17 protein-coding genes are annotated in these 18612 nt (G+C 63.6%); 6 read left to right on the top strand and 11 right to left on the bottom strand.

The window, feature by feature from the left end; genetic code table 11:
• Positions 1 to 178 precede the first annotated feature (178 nt).
• Both OK351_RS04570 and OK351_RS04565 read left to right on the top strand, forming a co-directional pair.
• Complete coding sequence (locus OK351_RS04570; protein WP_265156232.1) at positions 179 to 910, top strand: sodium/glutamate symporter family protein; 732 nt, start codon at positions 179 to 181, stop codon at positions 908 to 910.
• Entirely contained in the window at positions 898 to 1575 is a 678-nt protein-coding gene (locus OK351_RS04565) for a sodium/glutamate symporter family protein (protein WP_265156230.1), read from the top strand. Before OK351_RS04570 ends, OK351_RS04565 begins: the two co-directional genes overlap by 13 nt.
• Before the next feature lie 80 nt (positions 1576 to 1655).
• On the opposite strand, the gene aspS is transcribed toward OK351_RS04565, so the two are convergent.
• Positions 1656 to 3446 carry an aspartate--tRNA ligase gene (gene aspS, locus OK351_RS04560; RefSeq protein WP_265156228.1) on the bottom strand — a complete coding sequence of 597 codons (1791 nt, stop codon included), beginning with the start codon at positions 3444 to 3446 and terminating at the stop codon, positions 1656 to 1658.
• 66 nt (positions 3447 to 3512) lie between these two features.
• Entirely contained in the window at positions 3513 to 4838 is a 1326-nt protein-coding gene (gene hisS / locus OK351_RS04555; protein WP_265156226.1) for a histidine--tRNA ligase, read from the bottom strand.
• Positions 4839 to 4979: 141 nt separating this feature from the next.
• Here hisS and OK351_RS04550 point away from each other — a divergent pair, with 141 nt between their 5' ends.
• Both OK351_RS04550 and OK351_RS04545 read left to right on the top strand, forming a co-directional pair.
• The gene (locus tag OK351_RS04550; protein WP_265156224.1) at positions 4980 to 6350 is read left to right on the top strand and encodes a DUF349 domain-containing protein; all 1371 of its coding nucleotides are present in this window, start codon (positions 4980 to 4982) and stop codon (positions 6348 to 6350) included.
• 63 nt (positions 6351 to 6413) lie between these two features.
• A complete protein-coding gene (locus OK351_RS04545) occupies positions 6414 to 7019 on the top strand; it encodes a hypothetical protein (RefSeq protein ID WP_265156222.1) in 606 nt (201 codons plus the stop codon).
• Here the strand turns inward: OK351_RS04545 and OK351_RS04540 are convergent, their stop codons facing one another.
• The 9 genes from OK351_RS04540 to pdxT form a co-directional block, all read right to left on the bottom strand.
• The gene (locus OK351_RS04540) at positions 7020 to 9284 is read right to left on the bottom strand and encodes a RelA/SpoT family protein (protein ID WP_265156220.1); all 2265 of its coding nucleotides are present in this window, start codon (positions 9282 to 9284) and stop codon (positions 7020 to 7022) included.
• A gap of 191 nt (positions 9285 to 9475) precedes the next feature.
• On the bottom strand, positions 9476 to 10447 hold the full coding sequence (gene secF / locus OK351_RS04535; protein ID WP_265156219.1) for a protein translocase subunit SecF: 972 nt from the start codon (positions 10445 to 10447) through the stop codon (positions 9476 to 9478).
• Positions 10440 to 12137: a protein translocase subunit SecD gene (gene secD / locus OK351_RS04530; RefSeq protein ID WP_265156217.1), complete on the bottom strand. Its 1698-nt coding sequence runs from the start codon at positions 12135 to 12137 to the stop codon at positions 10440 to 10442. Before secD ends, secF begins: the two co-directional genes overlap by 8 nt.
• A 52-nt stretch (positions 12138 to 12189) precedes the next feature.
• Entirely contained in the window at positions 12190 to 12657 is a 468-nt protein-coding gene (yajC, locus tag OK351_RS04525; protein WP_265156215.1) for a preprotein translocase subunit YajC, read from the bottom strand.
• Positions 12658 to 12710: 53 nt separating this feature from the next.
• Positions 12711 to 13760, bottom strand: coding sequence for a Holliday junction branch migration DNA helicase RuvB (ruvB, locus tag OK351_RS04520; protein WP_265156213.1), 1050 nt, complete (start codon positions 13758 to 13760; stop codon positions 12711 to 12713).
• Between the two features lie 9 nt (positions 13761 to 13769).
• Entirely contained in the window at positions 13770 to 14393 is a 624-nt protein-coding gene (ruvA, locus tag OK351_RS04515) for a Holliday junction branch migration protein RuvA (protein ID WP_265156210.1), read from the bottom strand.
• A gap of 61 nt (positions 14394 to 14454) precedes the next feature.
• Entirely contained in the window at positions 14455 to 15051 is a 597-nt protein-coding gene (ruvC, locus tag OK351_RS04510) for a crossover junction endodeoxyribonuclease RuvC (RefSeq protein WP_265156208.1), read from the bottom strand.
• Positions 15052 to 15065: 14 nt separating this feature from the next.
• Positions 15066 to 15824: a YebC/PmpR family DNA-binding transcriptional regulator gene (locus tag OK351_RS04505; RefSeq protein WP_265156206.1), complete on the bottom strand. Its 759-nt coding sequence runs from the start codon at positions 15822 to 15824 to the stop codon at positions 15066 to 15068.
• Positions 15825 to 15828: 4 nt separating this feature from the next.
• Entirely contained in the window at positions 15829 to 16440 is a 612-nt protein-coding gene (gene pdxT / locus OK351_RS04500; protein WP_265156204.1) for a pyridoxal 5'-phosphate synthase glutaminase subunit PdxT, read from the bottom strand.
• Between the two features lie 632 nt (positions 16441 to 17072).
• Here pdxT and OK351_RS04495 point away from each other — a divergent pair.
• A complete protein-coding gene (locus OK351_RS04495; protein ID WP_265156202.1) occupies positions 17073 to 17444 on the top strand; it encodes a hypothetical protein in 372 nt (123 codons plus the stop codon).
• Between the two features lie 315 nt (positions 17445 to 17759).
• On the top strand, positions 17760 to 18587 hold the full coding sequence (locus tag OK351_RS04490) for an aldo/keto reductase (protein WP_265156200.1): 828 nt from the start codon (positions 17760 to 17762) through the stop codon (positions 18585 to 18587).
• The last annotated feature ends 25 nt before the right edge of the window (positions 18588 to 18612 follow it).

Genomic DNA, 18612 nt, shown 5'->3' with positions numbered 1-18612 from the left:
CATGTTCTAGAACAGGGAAGTGGCTTGGGTGGATGGGCCGCGCGACGGCACCCCTTGCGGATGTCCGCGGCACCGGTAGCGGCCGCATCCCCTGTCCCGCCCCTTGTCATATCCCCACCGCTGAGTAGGATCGGCAGAAAGCCAGTGCTGGACCGCAGCGGATGGAGCAGGTAGGCCGATGAACTACACGGACGCGCAATGGGTGGGAATCGCTTTCATTTTTCTGGGCATGATCCTGGCACTGGCCTGGGCCGCCCGGGCCTACATACCGGGGCTGGCCTCCCTGTTCATCCCTTCATCGGTGATCGCCGGGTTCGTGGTCCTGCTGATCGGGCCACAGGTGCTCGGAGCACTCGGCGGCGGCCAGGGACTCATCCCGCAACAGGTGCTCGATACCTGGCGGGTGCTTCCGGGGCTGATGATCAACGTGGTATTCGCCGCCGTGATGCTGGGCAAGACGCTGCCCAGCCTGAAGGAGATCTGGGGACAGTCCGCCCCGCATTTCATCCTGGGTTCGGTGCTCTCCTTCGGGCAATTCGCCTTGGGCGCACTGGCGGTGGTGGGGATCCTGACCCCGTTTTTCGGGCTGACCGACAAGGCCGGGTCGATCATCGAGCTGGCCTTCGCCGGCGGCCACGGCACGATCGCCGGCATGGGGCCGCTGCTCACCGAAGCCGGTGCCGCTGAGGTTGTCGACCTGGGACTCGGACTGGCCACGATCTCCATGGCCACCGGCGTCATCGGCGGCACCCTGCTGGTCAAATACGCGCTTCGCCACCAAGGCATTTCCATTGCACGGCAGAACCCGATCAGTGACGCGGAGGCCCTGCATATCACGGCCATTGCCGGTGTGGCGGATCAGGACGACAAGCCGGTCCCCGAGATGACACATCCGGCATGTCGAAGGTGACGGCCGCTTTCATGTTCATCGGGCTGGCCATCGCGATCGCCATCCTGATCCTGGAGACGCTGCGCTGGATCTTCGGCTCGATGGGCGTGGATGTGTTCGAGAATTTCCCGCTGTTCCCGTTCACCGTCATCGGCGGTTTCCTCGTGCAGTTGACCGCCACCCGGATGGGCATCGACGCACGTATCGACCGCGGTGCGGTCACCGGAATATCCGCCATCGCGTTGGATGTGCTGGTGGCCAGCGCGATCGGCACCATGTCCCTGGCCGCGTTGGGCGCCAATATCCCCGCGTTGGTGATCCTGACGCTGATCGCGGTCCTGTGGAGTGTTGTTGCACTGCTCTACCTGGCGCCGCGCTTCTACGCGGTGAACTGGTTCGAGCATGGGCTGGCGGATTTCGGCCAGTCGCAGGGCAATGTCGCCACCGGCTTCATCCTGGTGGAGATGGCCGATCCGCACCACCAGACGAATGCGACCACCGCCTACGGCTACAAACAGCTCAGCTACGAGCCGATCCTGGGTGGCGGTCTGCTCACCGCATTCAGCGTCCCGCTGATCATCCAGTTCGGTTCCCTGGCCTTCGGGCTGGTCAGCGCCGCGATCACCGTCGCCCTGATCATCTGGGGCGTGCTTCGCGGACGACGCGGCATCCGGGTGGGCCAGTAGCCGGGGTCCAGGACACGGCACAGGGCCGGCGCGGAACCCCGTATGGGAGTGCGCGCCGGCCCTGGGTGAAGTCGCCGGACCTACTGGGCGTCGGCGGTTTGTTCGACCTTTTTCTTCTCCGGCTTGAAGTCGATCCCGGCTTCCTTGCGCTGCTGCACGGTAATCGGGGCCGGTGCGGCGGTGAGCGGATCGAAGCCGCCACCGGTCTTCGGGAAGGCGATGACGTCGCGGATGGACTCCGAACCGGTCATCAGCTGCAGCACCCGGTCCCAGCCGAAGGCGATGCCGCCATGCGGCGGGGCACCGTACTTGAAGCCCTCCAGCAGGAAGCCGAACTGGGTCTGCGCCTGTTCCTCGGTGACTCCCATGAGCTTGAAGACGCGCTCCTGGACCTCGCGGTTGTGGATACGGATCGAGCCGCCGCCGATTTCGTTGCCATTGCACACGATGTCGTAGGCGTAGGACAGCGCCGAACCCGGGTCGGTGTCGAAGGTGTCCATGAATTCGGGCTTCGGGCTGGTGAACGCGTGGTGCACGGCGGTCCAGGCACCACCGCCGACGGCCACGTCGCCGGAGGCGACGGCTGCCGAGGCGGGCTCGAACATCGGGGCGTCCACGATCCAGACGAAGGCCCAGTCCCCGTCCTTGATCAGTCCGGTACGGTGGCCGATTTCCACACGCACGGCACCCAGCAGTGCGCGGGATTCGGCCTTGTCCCCGGCGGAGAAGAAGATGCAGTCCCCGGCGGTGGCGCCGGTGGCCTCGGCCAGCCCGGCCTTCTCCGCATCGGAGAGGTTCTTGGCCACCGGTCCGGCCAATTCCCCGTCTTCCTTGATCAGCACATAGGCCAGGCCCCGGGCCCCACGCTGCTTGGCGAATTCCTGCCAGGCATCCAGGGTGCGGCGCGGCTGGGCGGCACCACCGGGCATGACCACGGCGCCGACGTACTCGGCCTGGAACACCTTGAAGCTGGTGTTGGCGAAGTACTCGGTCATCTCGGTCAGTTCCAGCCCGAAACGCAGGTCCGGCTTGTCGCTGCCGTACTTGGCCATTGCTTCGGCGTAGGACATGCGGCGGATCGGGGTGGGGATCTGCACATCGATCAACGCCCAGAGTTCCTTCACGATGGCCTCGCCGAGCTCGATGATGTCGTCCTCCTCCACGAAGGAGGCCTCGATATCCAGTTGGGTGAACTCCGGCTGGCGGTCCGCGCGGAAGTCCTCGTCACGGTAGCAGCGGGCGATCTGGTAGTACTTCTCGAAACCGCCGACCTGCAGCAGCTGCTTGAACAGCTGCGGGGACTGTGGCAGGGCGTACCAGCTGCCCGGGCTCAGCCGGGCCGGGACCACGAAGTCGCGGGCGCCTTCCGGGGTGGAGCGGGTCAGCGTCGGGGTCTCGATTTCCACGAACCCCTGATCATGCAGCAGGTTGCGGGCGATCCGGTTGGCCTCGGAACGCAGCCGCAGCGCCTTGGCCGGGGCCGGACGGCGCAAATCCAGGTAGCGGTGGCGCAGGCGCGCCTCCTCGCCGACTTCCACATGCTCGTCGATCTGGAACGGCAGCGGGGCCGAGGCGTTGAGCACCTGGACCTCGTCGGCGAGCACTTCGATCTCGCCGGTGGGGATGGCGGGGTTCTCGTTGCCCTCCGGACGGCGTTCGACCTTGCCGGTCACCTTCAGCACGAACTCGTTGCGCAGCGGGTGGAAGTCCTCCTCGTCGCGCACCACGATCTGGGCGAAGCCCGAGGCATCGCGCATATCCAGGAAGGCGACACCGCCGTGGTCGCGTCGTCGCGCGACCCAACCGGTGAGGGTGACCTGCTGTCCAATGTGCTCGGCGCTTAGTTCGCCCAGCTTGTGAGTGCGTAGCACTACGGTCCTTTCAGTCGGAAAAGAGTGGAAAAGCCTTGTTTCTAGGTGCGAGTTTAGTTCACTTCGCTAGTTCACCGAATTCACCAGGTCCCCGGCCGGTGGGTTCCAGTTCACCGGATCGGCGGAGATCTGCTCACCGGAACGGATGTCCTTGACCTCGTGGGTACCATCGGCGTGGGTGAACCAGACGAACGGAATCCCGCGGCGATCGGCGTACTTGATCTGCTTGCCGAACTTCTCCGCGCTGGAGGCCACCTCACAGGCGATCCCGCGTTCACGCAGCGCGGCGGCCACATCCTGGGCCTCGTGCCAGGCATCCTCGTTGGCCAAGGTCACATAAACCACCGAGGGCACCGAACGTGCCGCGCTGACCAGCTCCTCGCCCAGGATCCGGGAGACCAGGCGGGTCACACCGATCGACAGACCCACCCCGGGGTAGGTCTTCTTGCCCTTGGAAGCCAACGACTCGTAGCGTCCGCCGGAGCAGATCGATCCCAGCGACTCGTGGCCCACCAGCACGGTTTCGTACACGGTGCCGGTGTAGTAGTCCAGGCCGCGGGCGATGGACAGGTCCGCGACCACCTTGCCCGGGGCGCGCTTGGATGCGGCGGAAATCACCTGGGAGAGCTCGTCCAGCCCGGTGTCCAGCAGTTCATGGGCCACGCCCAGGGCGCGCACCTGCTCCACGAAGGACACGTCGGAAGTGCAGATCCCGGCCAGGGCCAATGCCTTCTCGGCCTGTTCGGCGGTGGCACCGACCTCGGTGGTGAGGATCTCGGCGACCTTCTGCGGCCCGATCTTCTCCAGCTTGTCGATGGCGCGCAGCACCGCATCCGGGTCATCCAGGCCCAGCCCGCGGTAGAATCCCTCGGCCAGTTTGCGGTTGTTCACCCGCAGCCGGAAGTCCCCGATGGGCAGGGCGGAGAGGGCATCGGCAATGGTCAGGGCCAGTTCCACGTCGTAGCTGAACGGCAGCGAACCATCCCCGACCACATCGATGTCGGCCTGGGTGAATTCGCGGAAGCGCCCATCCTGCGGACGCTCTCCGCGCCAGACCTTCTGCATCTGGTAGCGGCGGAAGGGGAAAGCCAAATGACCGGCGTTCTCCACCACGTAACGGGCGAAGGGGACGGTCAGGTCGAAGTGCAGGGCCAGGGCGTTGGGATCGTTCTTGTCCTCGTCCTCGGCGGCCAGCCGTGACAGGCCGTACACTTCCTTGTCGATTTCGCCCTTGCGCAACAGTTGTCCGCGGGTCTCCACCGCGCGGGTTTCGATATTGGCAAAACCATGCAACTCAAAGACCCGGCGCAGGGTGTCCAGCACATGCTGCTCAACCACGCGTTCGGCGGGAAGCCATTCGGGGAAACCGGACAATGAGGCCTTGCGTGCCATGAAACTCCTTAGTTCGTTTGCGCTATCTCCTATAGTAGGGCGCAATAGAACAGAATACTGTGCGCTGCGGCTTACAAAGAAAGCGACGTCACAGGTACAGTTACTAGAGGCAAGTGCACAGTTAGCGAAAGAGTTCCAGCGGTGACAAGCAGTCAGAAATCCGACGACAACCAGATAACCCCGACACCGCAGGCCGTAAAGCCCGCAGTGAAACCGGCAGTCAAGGCCCCGGTGGCCCCGCCGGCAGCCCACTCCACCGATTTGGAGCAGGCACGTCAATTCGCCCGGGTGACCGAGGACGGACACGTCTTCGTCATCATCGACGGCGCCGAACACCCGGTCGGGCAGTACCCTGATGCCACCGAGGACGAGGCCCTGGCCTACTTTGTGCGCAAGTATGACGACGTGGTTTCCCAGATGATGTTGCTCGAGCAGCGGGTGGCCGCCAAGGCCCCGAGCGGCGACATGAACAAGACCATCGACTCGATCGCCGCCGTGGTGGCCGAGCGCTCGATGGTCGGCGATATCGCCGCCCTGGAAACCCGGCTGGAGACCCTGCGCAGTGCCGTGGAGGCCCTGGGTGCCGAACAGCGTCGGGCCACCGAGGCAGCCCGTGCCGAACAGCTCAAGGTCCGCGAACAGATCGTGGCCCAGGCCGAGGAGATGGCGGCCAAGAACCCGGAGCAGATCCAGTGGAAGACCGCCTCGCAGACCATGAACGGCCTGTTCGACGCGTGGAAGGAAGCGCAGCGTTCCTCCGTGCGGCTGCCTCGCTCCACCGAGGATTCACTGTGGAAGCGTTTCCGTGCCGCCCGTACCACCTTCGACCGCCACCGCCGGGCCTACTTCTCCCAGCTGGATGCGGTTAACGCCGAAGCCAAGTCGGCCAAGGAGGCGCTGATCGAGCGCGCCGAGGCGCTGCAGCACTCTACCGACTGGGTCGGCACCGCAGCCGAGTACCGGAAGCTGATGGATGAGTGGAAGAAGTCCCGCCGTGCTTCGCGGAAGGACGACGACGCGTTGTGGAGCCGCTTCCGTGCGGCCCAGGATGTGTTCTTCCAGGCCCGCACCGCGGAGAACGCCAAGATCGATGCCAGCTACCAGGAGAACCTGGTGGTCAAGGAGGCGCTGCTGGAAGAGGCCCGCGCCCTGCTGCCGATCAAGGACCTGAGCACCGCGAAGAAGGCGCTGGATTCGATCCGCAGCCGCTGGGAGGAAGCCGGCAAGGTGCCCCGCGCGGACCTGCAGCGGGTGGAGGCCGGCCTGCGCCAGGTCGAGGACGCGATACGCAGCGCCGAGGAAGAGCAGTGGCGGCGTTCCAACCCGGAGACCAAGGCCCGCTCGAACTCGATGCTCTCCCAGCTGCAGGACACCATTTCGCAGCTCGAGGACGATTTGGCCGCGGCCAAGGCCAAGGGCAACGAGAAGAAGATCGCGGCCGCCCAGGAAGCCCTGGACGCCCGCAGGATGTGGCTCAATACCCTGGAGAAGTCGGCAGCCGACTTCGAATAGGGGCCAATCCACAATCGGAGAAGTTCACCCCCACGCGGCGGTGCGATCTGTTTCAGTAGCTTCATGGACAAAGCTACCGAGCAGCGCACCGCCGCGTTGCGTATTCCCCAGGATCTTTTCATCATCGGCCAGCCCTTCACCCGTAATGAGTTGGGAGCCATGAGTTCACGTGGCTACCTGCGCGAAACCCTGCCCGGGCATTATCTTGACCTGTCCCATGAGTACACCCCTGCGGTGCGGGCCAGGATCGCCCAGCATGTGGCCGGGCGCCACTACCAGCGCGGGGAAGTGTTCACCCGGGCCACGGCGGCGTGGATCCACGGACTGATCGGGCACTGCACGACCCTGAATATCTCCAGTGCCCGGTACCGGCGGCCGGTGCCGCCACGGCACGGCATCAGTTTCGATTTCACCCCGCTGCCGCTGGACGGGCAGGAGACACTGGTGCGCGGGGAGGTGCGGCTCACCGACATGCTGCGCACCGTCTGCGATATGGCCTGCCGGGACCCCTTGCACCTGGCGGTGGAGGCCCTGGCCAGGGTGGGGAGGATGAACGATCCCTACCTGAACCTGGATATGATCGGCGCACGGTTGGGGCAGCTGCCCGCCAGTTCCCCGGTGGCACGCGGACTGCGCCTGGTCGCGTCGATGGACCGGCAGGCCGCCTGATCAGCGGCGGCTGCTGGCCGTGGTGCGGTACACGTCGTAGACCCCGTCGATGCGGCGTACCTGGTTCAGCACATGGGTCAGGAACTTCGGGTCCCCCATTTCGAAGGTGAACCGCGAGATCGCCACCCGTTCGCGGGTGGTCTGCACGCTGGCCGAGAGGATGTTCAGGTGGTTCTCGGACAGGATCCGCGTCACGTCCGAAAGCAGGGACTTGCGGTCCAGCGCCTCGACGATGATTTCCACCCGGAAGACGCCGGCGTGCTTGTCCGCCCAGGCCACCTTCACGATCCGATCGGACTGTTCGTTGAGCTGGGTCAGGTTCAGGCAGTCCGAACGGTGGATGGACACCCCGGAGCCGCGGGTGACGAAGCCGGTGATCTCATCCGGTGGAACCGGCGAGCAGCAGCGTGCCAGCTTGACCAGCACATCTCCCACGCCCTCGACCACGACCCCGGCGTCGTTGCCGGTGGTGGGCTTGACCACCGTCGGTGCGACGGTGACCTCTTCCTCGACCTGTTCGGCCTCTGGCGGGCCGATCAGGGCCGTCAGGTGCTCGATGACGTTTTGGGCACTGGTGTGCCCGTCCCCGACCGACTGGTAGAGCGCCGAGATGTCCTGGTGGTGCAGGCCGGTGGCCACGGCGGTCAGCAGCTCATGGGTCATCAGCTTCTGCAAGGGCAGCTGGTTGCGGCGCAGTTCCTTGGTCAGCAGCTCCTTGCCCTTTTCAATGGCCTCCTCGCGGCGTTCCTTGGAGAAGAACTGCCGGATCTTGGCCTTCGCGCGGGCGGACTTGACGAAATTCTGCCAATCCTGGGAGGGGCCGGCCCCTTCGGCCTTGGAGGTGAAGACCTCCACCACGTCGCCCTGCTTCAATTCGGTATGCAGCGGAACCAGTTTGCCGTTCACCCGGCTGCCGATGGTGCGGTGCCCGACATCGGTGTGCACCGAGTAGGCGAAGTCCACCGGGGTGGAGCCGGCCGGCAGGGACATGATGTCGCCCTTGGGGGTGAAGACATACACCTCATTGGAGCTGATCGAGTAGCGCAGCCCGTCCAGGAATTCCTCGGAGTCCTCGGTGTCGGCCTGCCATTCCATCAGGGAGCGCAGCCAGTCCATGTTCTGCTCCGGGGACAACGAGGAGTTGTCCGGGTCCCCGTGCTTGTACTGGAAGTGCGCGGCCACACCGTACTCGGCGCGCACATGCATCTGGTGGGTGCGGATCTGGATCTCCACCGGCTTGCCGCCCGGACCCATCACGGTGGTATGCAGCGACTGGTAGAGGTTCAGCTTCGGCATGGCGATGTAGTCCTTGAACCGCCCGGGCAGGGGGTTCCATTCGGTATGCACCACGCCCAGTGCACCGTAACAGTCCTTGACCGAGTCGACCAGGATCCGCACACCCATCAGGTCGTGGATATCGTCGAAGTCCTTGCCGCGCACGATCATCTTCTGGTAGATCGAATAGTAGTGCTTGGGACGGCCCGAGACCTCGGCCTTCAGGCCCTGGGCGGCCAATTCGCCATCCAGCAGCTGGCGCACCTTGCCCAGGTACTTTTCCCGTTCCGGGGTGCGGTCCCCCACCATGCGCACCACTTCCTGGTACACCTTGGGGTGCAGTGCGGCGAAGGACAGGTCCTCCAGTTCCCATTTGACGGTGTTCATGCCCAACCGGTGGGCCAACGGGGCGAAGATCTCCAGGGTTTCCTTGGCCTTGCGTGCGCTGGACTCCGGGGACACATAACGCCAGGTGCGCGCATTGTGCAGCCGGTCGGCAAGCTTGATCAGCAGCACCCGGATATCACGGGACATGGCGATGACCATCTTGCGCACGGTTTCGGCCGGGGCAGCGTCCCCATAATGGACCTTGTCCAGCTTGGTGACCCCGTCCACCAGCATCGCGATTTCCTTGGAGAAGTCCTTGGTCACCTGCTCCAGCGAATAGTCGGTGTCCTCCACCGTGTCATGCAGCAGCGCCGCGGCCAGGATCGAGCCGGTCATCCCCATTTCGGCAAGGATGGTGGCCACGGCCACCGGGTGGGTGATGTAGGGGTCCCCGCTCTTGCGCTTCTGCCCCTCATGGTATTTTTCGGCCACCTGGTAGGCGCGTTCAAGCAGGTCCAGGTCGGCCTTGGGGTGCTTGGACTTCACGGTGCGCAGCAGCGGCTCGAGGGTCGGCGAGGTATTGGTGGTACCCCGGCCGGCGAAGCGCACCAACCGTGAGATGGAGCGTCGTTTCGAATTGTTGAGATTGGATGCCGATGCCATACTCAACTCCTTCCACCCGGTTGAGGCGTTTAACCACCAATGCGCCAGTGCGAGGTTCTGCACCGGCGTGACACGTTGTGCTTAGTCCAATGTTTATAGCACGTTCAGGCGTTGACAACTAATTTCGGAATCCGTCCTTAACGTGCAAGGCGCCGCCAACCCGTCATGGGTTGGCGGCGCCTTGCCGTTGCCTAACGCTTGGCCAGCAGCCGTTCGCGCTGGGCCACCACGTCGGGCTCGTTGCGGCGCAGCCACGAATACATCGGGGCCTGGACGAACAGAGTCGACAGTGCCGAGATGATCAGGCCGATGAACAGCGCCAGCGACAGGTCCTTGAGCGTACCGGCACCCAGCAGGTAGGAGCCGATGAACAGGATCGCCGCAACCGGCAGCACCGCGACCACCGAGGTGTTGATCGAACGCACCAGGGTCTGGTTCACCGCGAGGTTCACCAGTTCGTTGAAGGTGCGGTCCTCGTTCTCGATGAAGTTCGCCGTGTTCTCGCGGATCTTGTCGAACACCACCACCGTGTCATAGAGGCAGTAGCTCATGATGGTCAGGAAGCCGATGATCGCGCTCGGGGTGATTTCGAAGCCGGAAAGGCCATAGATCCCCATCGTGATCACGATGACGGTCATCAACCCGATCACGGCGGCCGCGGACATCTTCCAGGTACGGAAGTAGGCGGCCATCAGCAGGGTCACCAGGACCACGAAGGCTACCAGGCCCACCAGGGCCTGCCTCGACACGTCCTGTCCCCAGGTCGGGCCGATGAAGGTACTGGTCACCTGGTCGGTGCCGACCTCGTAGGCTGCGGCCAGTTCCGCGGCGATGCTCAACGTCTGGTCATCATCCAGCCGTTCGGTCTGGATCCGCATGGTGTTCGGGGCGATATTGGTGACGGTGGCTTCCTGGCCTGGTACCGCGGTCGCCACCGCGGTCTCGCCCAGGGACACATCGGTGTTCGCCACCGCCGAGACGGTGAACTCCGACCCGCCCCGGAAGTCGATTCCCAGGTTGAACCCGCCCTTGACCACCGGGACAAGGATCGAGAGCAGCAGCAGCACGGCGGCGATCGAGAACCAGAGCTTGCGTTTGGGGACAAACGGGTAGGAACGTTTGCCGGTGTAGAGCTCATTGCCCCACTGTGCGAGCTTATTCATTGTCCTGCTCCCCCTTGGCTTGCGCGGCGCGGCGTTCGGCGATCGTCATCCGGCGGGATGCCTCGGCACCGGCCTTGGCATGCTTCTTGCCGCGGTTGGCCTCCGCATTCTCACCGAAGCGGCGGATCTGTCCGGCCCCACGGTACAGCGGCACGGCCCCCAGCAGGGATGGATCGAGCCCGGACATGCGGTGGCCTTCGGCGAAGAACTTGGTGCGCGCCAGGACCACCAGCAACGGATGGGTCAGACCGTAGACGATGATCAAGTCGATCACCGCGGTCAGGCCCAAGGTGAAGGCGAAGCCGCGCACGTTGCCCACTGCCACGATGTACAGCACCACGGCGGCGAGCAGGTTCACGGCCTTGGACACCAGAATGGTCCGCTTGGCCCTGCCCCAACCCACGTCGATGGCCCCGGCCAGCGGCCTGCCATCACGCAGTTCGTCACGTACACGTTCGAAGTAGACGATGAAGGAGTCGGCGATCAGGCCGATCGCCACGATCAGACCGGCCACACCGGCCAGTGACAGCCGGTAGTTCATCGTCCAGCCCAGCAGCACCAGTGCCAGGTAGGTCAGCACACCCGAGGCCAGCAGCGACAGGATGGTCACCAGCCCCAGGGCGCGGTACTGGAACAGCGAGTAGATGAACACCAGGACCAGGCCGATGATGCCCGCGATCAAACCGCCGCGCAACTGGTCGGCACCCAGGGTGGCAGAGATCTGTTGTTCGGACTGGATCTCGAAGCTGATCGGCAGTGCACCGTACTTGAGCTGTTCGGCCAGGGCCTGCGCGCTTTCCTCGGTGAACCCGCCGGTGATCTGCGGGCGCCCGTCGGTGATCACCGCGTTGGTGGTCGGGGCGGAGATCACGGTGCCATCCAGGACGATGGCGAACTGGTTGCGCGAGCCCTCCAGCGAGATCAGGCGCTGGGTGGTCTCGGAGAAAGCCGAACTACCGGCCCGGTTGAATTCGATGACCACGGCCCATTCGCCGGTGATGGCGCCTTGGGCTCCACGGCTCATCTGCGCGTAGGCATCGGAAATCTGCTCTCCGGGGATCTCGACCGGACCGAGGATATACTTCACGCCCATCCGCGGGTCACAGGAGATCATTGGCTCGTCCGGGTCATGGACCTCGGATTCGCGCTCGGCCAGCACCGTCGGGCAGTCGAAGGCCTCGAACTGCTGGTAGAGCTCCTTGGTGATCCAGTTGGTGTCCGACGGGTTCTCCGGTTCACCTTCCGGGGTCGGGATCTCGTCCTCGGCGGTACGCTGTTCCTCCGGGTAGGCCTCGAACGGCCCGGTGATCAACACCGGCCGGAATTCCATATTGGCCGAGGCCTGGATCAGTTCGCGGGTGCGGGTATCGGGAGTACCCGGCATCGAGACCACCACGTTGCGGCCGGACTGGGTGGTGATTTCGGCTTCCGAAACACCGGTACCGTCCACACGCTGGCGGATAATTTCCACGGCCTGGTCCAGCTGGTCCTGGCCGATGTTTTCATCACCCTTGACCCGGGGCGCCAGGATCATCTGGGTGCCACCTTCAAGGTCGAGTGCTAGTTTCGGGGCGAAGCTGGTCTTGCCTGCAGCGACGCCGGCGACAAGGATTCCGGTGGCGATAATGGTCAACGCCAACAGCCAGATCATCGCCTTGCGCGCCTGTTTTACAGGTCCAATTGATGACATCTAGTGTGCTTTCTCATCCAGAAGAGGGGTGGGCCCGTCAGGCCCGAACGGCTTAGTTGTTGCGCTCGTCCTTGCCTTCGCCATCCAGGCGGCGCAGGGATTCTTCTGGGGTTTCGGCTGCGGCGGTTGGCTCCTCGGTGACGACCTCGGGGTCGATGAACTGGGCGATTGCCTGGCGGTGAACAGTCAGCACCACGCCGGGGGCGACTTCCAGTTCAATCCGGTCCTGCTCGTCAATGCGCAGCACGGTGCCGAAGATCCCCGAGTTGGTCATGACCTTGGCACCGGGAACGGTCTTTTCCTTCAGGGTTTCCTGCTGCTTGCTGACTTTCTTGCGGCCGCGGATCATCATCAGGATCAGCACTGCGAACAGGCCCACCATCAGGATCAGCGAAGGATTGAAACCGCCACCGGCGGCCTGGGCAATCGTCACGGAGTACACGTATTTACCTGCTAACAAGTCGACTTTAAAGAATGCGTGGCCCGCGGCAACCTTGGAATAGGTCAAGGCACGGGCCACTACAGTCTAGTCGCACTGCATGAACAGGAGACAACATTTACGCGGGAAGAGGACTAATCCTCATCAGATTCATAGTTTTGCGTCCCGGCGAAGAGCGCGTCCTTGGGCATGGTCAGGCCCAGGTGCTCCCAGGCCCCGGGCATGGCGATGCGGCCACGCGGGGTCCGGCCCATCAACCCCTCACGGACCAGATACGGCTCGGCCACGGTCTCCACGGTCTCGGTCTCCTCACCGACCGCGATGGCCAGGGTGGACAGGCCCACCGGCCCTCCCCCGAATTTCTGGCACAGCGCCTCAAGCACCGACCGGTCCAGCCGATCCAGCCCCTTGGCATCCACCTCGTACATGTCCAGGGCCGCGGATGCCGCACGGTGGTCGATCTCCTCCAACCGGTTCACCAGCGACCAGTCACGCACCCGGCGCAAGAGGCGGTTGGCGATACGCGGGGTACCACGTGAGCGTGAGGCGATTTCGCTGAACGCCGCGGAGGTAACCCGCAAATCCAGCATCATAGCCGAGCGGCGCAGTACAAGCTCCAGCTCTTGTGACGAGTAGAACTCCAGGTGCCCGGTAAAACCGAAACGGTCACGCAATGGCCCGGGCAACAGTCCCGCCCGGGTGGTGGCGCCGACCAGGGTGAACGGCGGCAATTCCAGCGGGATGGCGGTGGCACCGGCCCCCTTGCCCACGATGATGTCGACCCGGAAGTCTTCCATGGCCATGTAGAGCATTTCCTCGGCCGGCCGGCTCATCCGGTGGATCTCGTCGAGGAACAGCACCTCGCCTTCGGTCAATGAGGACAGGATGGCAGCCAGGTCCCCGGCATGCTGGATGGCCGGACCTGAGGAAATCCGCAGCGGGGCATTCATCTCCGAGGCGATGATCATCGACAGGGTGGTCTTGCCCAGCCCCGGGGGGCCCGAGAGCAGGACATGGTCCGCGGTCCGCTCGCGGATCCGGGCGGCCTCCAGCACCATGGACAGCTGCTGGCGAACCCGGCCCTGCCCTACGAAGTCATCGAAGTTGCGCGGCCGCAGGGCCGCCTCGATGGTCCGTTCCTCGGTGCCGGAGCCGGCATCGGTGATTCTGCTGGAATCATTCACGTGCTGATCCTATCGGGCGCGGGTGCCGGTGGTCATGCTGCGCAATGCGGCGCGCAGGATCTCGGAGACGTTCCCGGATTCGACAACCTCCGGGGAGGACTTGACGAGCTTGGCCAGGGTTGACTTGGCATCTTTTTCGGTCCAGCCCAGCCCGGTCAGTGCCTCGATGACCTGCGGCTCCCAGATGCTGGTGGTTGACGGAGCGCCGTCCGGGACGGAGCCGGCGGCCCCGGTGGGCACCAGCTTGCCGTTCAGCTCCAGGACGATCCGACTGGCCCCCTTGGGGCCGATGCCCGAGACCTTGGTGAAGGCCGCTGTGTCCTTGGTGTTCGCCGCGATCCGGACATCCTCGGGGGTATGCACGGCCAGGATCGCCAATCCGGTGCGCGGACCGATTCCGGACACCGAAGTGAGCACCTCGAACACTTCGCGTTCATCGGCGGAGGCGAACCCGTACAGGGTCATCGAGTCCTCGCGCACCACCATCGAGGTGTGCACGGTGGCCTCCTGTCCCAACTGCAGGCCTGAAAGCGTATGCGGGGTGGCGTGGATCAGCATGCCGAAACCGTTGACGTTGATGACGGCGGTGTTCAAACCGACCGTCTGGACCTGTCCGGTCAATGAGCTGATCATGCCACTCCTTTGGATGTCTGTGCGATACACCCAGCATATCGAATATATGTACGAATATCGATTAGCGACTGGTGCCGCGGCGCTTTGCCGAGGCCTCGGCGGCAATCCAGGCCCGCTGGGCGTTGGTCAATTGCGTTGAGCCCACGCGACCGGCGCTGGCCGAGGCGTTGGAACCAACGGCCACTCCGCGCCAGGCATGGGCTATCGCCAGGGCCACCGCGTCGGCGGCATCCGCCGGTTTGGGCGGCTCGTCCAGGCGGCAGATCTTGGCGACCATCTTGCCCACGGAGGTCTTGTTGGCCTGGCCGTTGCCGGTCACCGCGGCCTTGACCTCGGTCGGGGTGTGCAATGCGACCGGGATATTGCGTTTGGCGGCGGCGGTAATCACCACACCGGAGGCCTGCGCCGTTCCGATCACGGTGGTCACGCTCACCGCGGAGAAGACCCGCTCAATGGCCAGCACATCGGGCTGGTGCAGATCCAGCCAGGCATCGATGGCCTCGGAAATGGTCAACAGCCGTCGGTCCAACGGGGTACCGGGAGGGGTGCCGGCCACCGACACGTCCACCAGGGAAACTTTTCGGTTGGGTTCGACGTCGACCACGGCCAGCCCGCAACGGGTCAGGCCGGGGTCGACGCCGACTACGCGTAGCGTCAAGTTCGGGTGTTTTCCTAGTCTTCTTCATCCAGCGCGGCATGGACCTCGTCGGAGATATCCGCGTTGGTGTACACGTTCTGCACGTCGTCCAGTTCCTCCAGCGCGTCGTAGAGGCGCATGAACTTCTTCGCCCCGTCAACGTCCAGGTCGACCTTCATCGAGGGCAGGAATTCCAGTTCGTCGGTGTCGTACTGGATCTCGGCCTCGTCCAGGGCCGTGGCTACCGCACGCAGATCGGTCGGCTCGGAAATGACTTCGAAGTGCCCGTCGGCTTCCTGAACCTCTTCCGCACCGGCATCCAGCACCGCCATCAGCACGTCGTCCTCGGTCAGTTCCCCTACCGGCAGGCGCACTACGCCCTTGCGCGAGAACAGGTAGTTCACGCTGCCCGGGTCGGCCACGGTGCCGCCGTTGCGGGTGATGGCCACGCGGACTTCCGAGGCGGCACGGTTCTTGTTGTCGGTCAGGCACTCGACCAGCAAGGCCGACCCCTGGGGGCCGCGTGCTTCGTAGATGATCTCGGTGTAGTCGATGACTTCACCGGTCAGGCCCGCACCGCGCTTGATCGCGCGCTCGATGTTGTCGTTGGGCACGGAGTTCTTCTTGGCCTTGGAGAGCGCCAGATCCAGTGCAGGGTTGCCGGCGGGGTCAGGGCCACCAGTGCGGGCGGCAACTTCAATGCCCTTAATGTACTTGGCGAAAGCCTTGGCGCGCTTGGCGTCGATTGCGGCTTTCTTGTGTTTGGTGGTTGCCCATTTGGAGTGGCCTGCCATGGTGTTAAGCGTCTCCTCGCGTCATGTTGATGAAAAATTCGTGGATGGCATTGCTGCCGGTGACTTCCGGATGGAAGGATGTTGCCAACAAATTTCCCTGTCGTACCGCAACAATTCTATCGTGAATCCCCGCGTCCTGGCCGGGGACGGTGGAAAGCACCTGGACATCGGGCCCAACGTCGATCGCTTCCGGTGCCCGGATGAACACCGCTTCCAACGGCTGCCCGTTGAAGGTCAGTGGGACTTCGAAGGAGTCGACCTGCCGCCCAAAGGCATTGCGGCGCACCGTCATGTCGATGCCTCCGAAACTGCCCTGGACCACTCCGCCGGACCCGCGGGCGGGATTCTCGATACGGTCGGCCAGCATGATCATTCCCGCGCAGGACCCATAGACCGGCAATCCGCCGGCAATGGCCGCACGGATCGGTGCGGCCAGGCCGTAGTTGCGCGCCAACCGGTCGATCACGGTGGACTCCCCGCCGGGAATCACCAGGCCGTCAAGTCCGCCCAGGTCCTCTGCCCGACGCACCGACAGCGTGTCGGCCCCCAATCCGGCTAGCCTTTCCAAGTGCTCGCGGAAGTCTCCCTGTAGTGCGAGCACGCCAATACGAGTCATTAATCATTCCTTCCCTGGCCGCTGCCGGGGTTCGGTTGCGGCGCGGGTCTCAGGGTATGCCCACCGACCCTGCATGGTTTTTATTTTCCCGGCGTGTCGCGGGACCAAATCCGATAGATGAGTCGGGCGCAAGGTGGCATCCATGCACCGGGCCGTCATCTGTTTCCTTCATTGAGCAGGTGAACCAACTCCGGGCGCACGCCGCGATGTCGAGGTTTCGTCCATGGGGCGAGTTACCCGGGGTGCGAACACGCCCCTCTCCTGCGAGGATCCGGCGTGGGTCATGGCTGAAGCCGTCGGAGACGAGCATCTGGGGATGGTGGATCGGTCAGCACGGTACCGGTCGGCACTGTGACACGGGACAGGTAAAACGTTCGGAAAACCATCACACGGATTCCTCAATGCATGCTGGGTTTACAGCGCGTCATCATTCCTCAGGCTCCCAGTCCGCTGCTCAACGTCCGGTTCCCCGTAGTACTTCGAACCTGACGATAAGCCTGTCTCAACACGAAGCGATCTCGAAGGCAGTACGCCCTACAGCCCCACTTTCCCAATTTTATCTATTAGTCTGAGAATCAAAGAATACAAAACTTCCATGTAGATCCAATGCAGGGATATGAATAAAGGATCCCATGTTCACCAGCGCAAAGATTAACTCCATGCCGCGGCTTCTGGCGACAATCATCGTTGGCGTAGCGGTCATTGGATACTGGGCGAAATGGGATGCAACGCCCGTCGTCACGATTTTCCTGATTGCAATTATCCTCCCATTCAGCCTGAGGCCGGCACTGCTTGATATCGAGGCGGATGCCGAGGCCTTGAAGAATCTGGAGAAGACTGGCGTGGTTCTTTTGTGGAGCGCTGCATCGGCCGCAGTATGCCTGACGGTCTGGTCCGGATACTTGATTGCAACCAAGCCCGCGTTCCTGAATTTCACCTGCGGTGTTGCCGGAATCCTGCTCGCCATCGTTCCGATCAAGGGGCTGCTGATTCGAAGTCGTTAGAACATCGTTGTTCCGTTCTAGCCACCTTGATGGAACGGCAAGGAGGGGTCGAATCAACCTCCGTCCATGTCTTGATCTTGGTTCCGATGTCATGAGCCAAGGGCGTCTCGGGTGCGGCCACTTCGAATGATCTGTGAGCCAATACGTAGATGCTTGTCTGGATGCCATTTTGCGGCTCTTGTCCCTTGCCTTGGTACGGCTATCGCTTTCCGATCCGTCGTTACACCACGTCAAGCCTTTGGTGCAGTGGTTGAAGATTGATAGCTTGAGAATCGGATAACCCATTACTGCCACTGCGCGAGGAGAACATCCATCATGAGCAATGCACGTTCTTTGGAACTACCCGGAGGCATCCAAATGCCGTCGCTGGCGCTGGGAACCTGGCCCATGCAGGGCGGTGAGGCCGCCCAGGCCGTTGAATCGGCCTTGCGGCTGGGCTACCGCCATATCGATACCGCGGAGAACTACGAGAACGAGGACGGGGTCGGTGAGGGAATCCGTCGTTCGGGCCTGGACCGCGAGGAAGTGTTCATCACCAGCAAGTTCAACAAGAAATGGCATAGTGTCGCCGGCGCCCGTCAGGCGTGGGAGAACTCCGTGCGCCGGCTCGGCGTGGACTACCTGGACCTGTTCCTGATCCACTGGCCGAACCCCGACCAGGGGACCTATGTCGAGGCCTTTGAAGGCTTGGTGAAGTTGCAGTCCGAGGGCAAGGTCCGGGCCATCGGGGTCTCCAATTTCAAGCCGACCCACCTGCAGCACCTGCTGAAAGCCGGACTGCATCCTGCGGTGAACCAGATCCAGCTGAACCCGACCTGCGTGAACCCCACCGCCCAGGCCTTCCACCGTGAGCAGGGGATCAAGACGGTCGCCTACACTCCCTTGGGTCGCGGCACGGAGTTCCTGGATGAACCGGTGCTCAGGGAGCTAGCCGGGAAGTACGGTAAGACCGCGGCGCAGGTGACCCTGCGCTGGCACGTCCAGCAGGGTATCGGTGCGGCACCCAAGTCCGCCAATCCCGAGCGCCAGCAGCAGAACCTGGAGATCTTCGACTTCGAGCTGGAGCCCGAGGAGATCGATCGGATCAATGCGATGGATACCGGCGTGACGGCCAAGATGGACTCGGACAGCTTCGGCCACTGAGTAGACGGACACCGAATGGCACGGG

It is taken from the genome of Glutamicibacter sp. MNS18, from assembly GCF_026107515.2.
Lineage (GTDB): Bacteria > Actinomycetota > Actinomycetes > Actinomycetales > Micrococcaceae > Glutamicibacter.
This window is presented reverse-complemented; position numbering and strand designations above follow the sequence as displayed.

Bases quoted from the DNA above. Each gene is read 5' to 3' on its own strand.
- OK351_RS04505 (WP_265156206.1), bottom strand. From the start codon at position 15,824: ATGGCAGGCCACTCCAAATGGGCAACCACCAAACACAAGAAAGCCGCA.
- hisS (WP_265156226.1), bottom strand. From the start codon at position 4,838: ATGGCACGCAAGGCCTCATTGTCCGGTTTCCCCGAATGGCTTCCCGCC.
- OK351_RS04540 (WP_265156220.1), bottom strand. From the start codon at position 9,284: ATGGCATCGGCATCCAATCTCAACAATTCGAAACGACGCTCCATCTCA.
- secF (WP_265156219.1), bottom strand. From the start codon at position 10,447: ATGAATAAGCTCGCACAGTGGGGCAATGAGCTCTACACCGGCAAACGT.
- OK351_RS04495 (WP_265156202.1), top strand. From the start codon at position 17,073: ATGTTCACCAGCGCAAAGATTAACTCCATGCCGCGGCTTCTGGCGACA.
- OK351_RS04570 (WP_265156232.1), top strand. From the start codon at position 179: ATGAACTACACGGACGCGCAATGGGTGGGAATCGCTTTCATTTTTCTG.
- OK351_RS04565 (WP_265156230.1), top strand. From the start codon at position 898: ATGTCGAAGGTGACGGCCGCTTTCATGTTCATCGGGCTGGCCATCGCG.
- ruvA (WP_265156210.1), bottom strand. From the start codon at position 14,393: ATGATCAGCTCATTGACCGGACAGGTCCAGACGGTCGGTTTGAACACC.
- OK351_RS04545 (WP_265156222.1), top strand. From the start codon at position 6,414: ATGGACAAAGCTACCGAGCAGCGCACCGCCGCGTTGCGTATTCCCCAG.
- pdxT (WP_265156204.1), bottom strand. From the start codon at position 16,440: ATGACTCGTATTGGCGTGCTCGCACTACAGGGAGACTTCCGCGAGCAC.
- OK351_RS04490 (WP_265156200.1), top strand. From the start codon at position 17,760: ATGAGCAATGCACGTTCTTTGGAACTACCCGGAGGCATCCAAATGCCG.
- secD (WP_265156217.1), bottom strand. From the start codon at position 12,137: ATGTCATCAATTGGACCTGTAAAACAGGCGCGCAAGGCGATGATCTGG.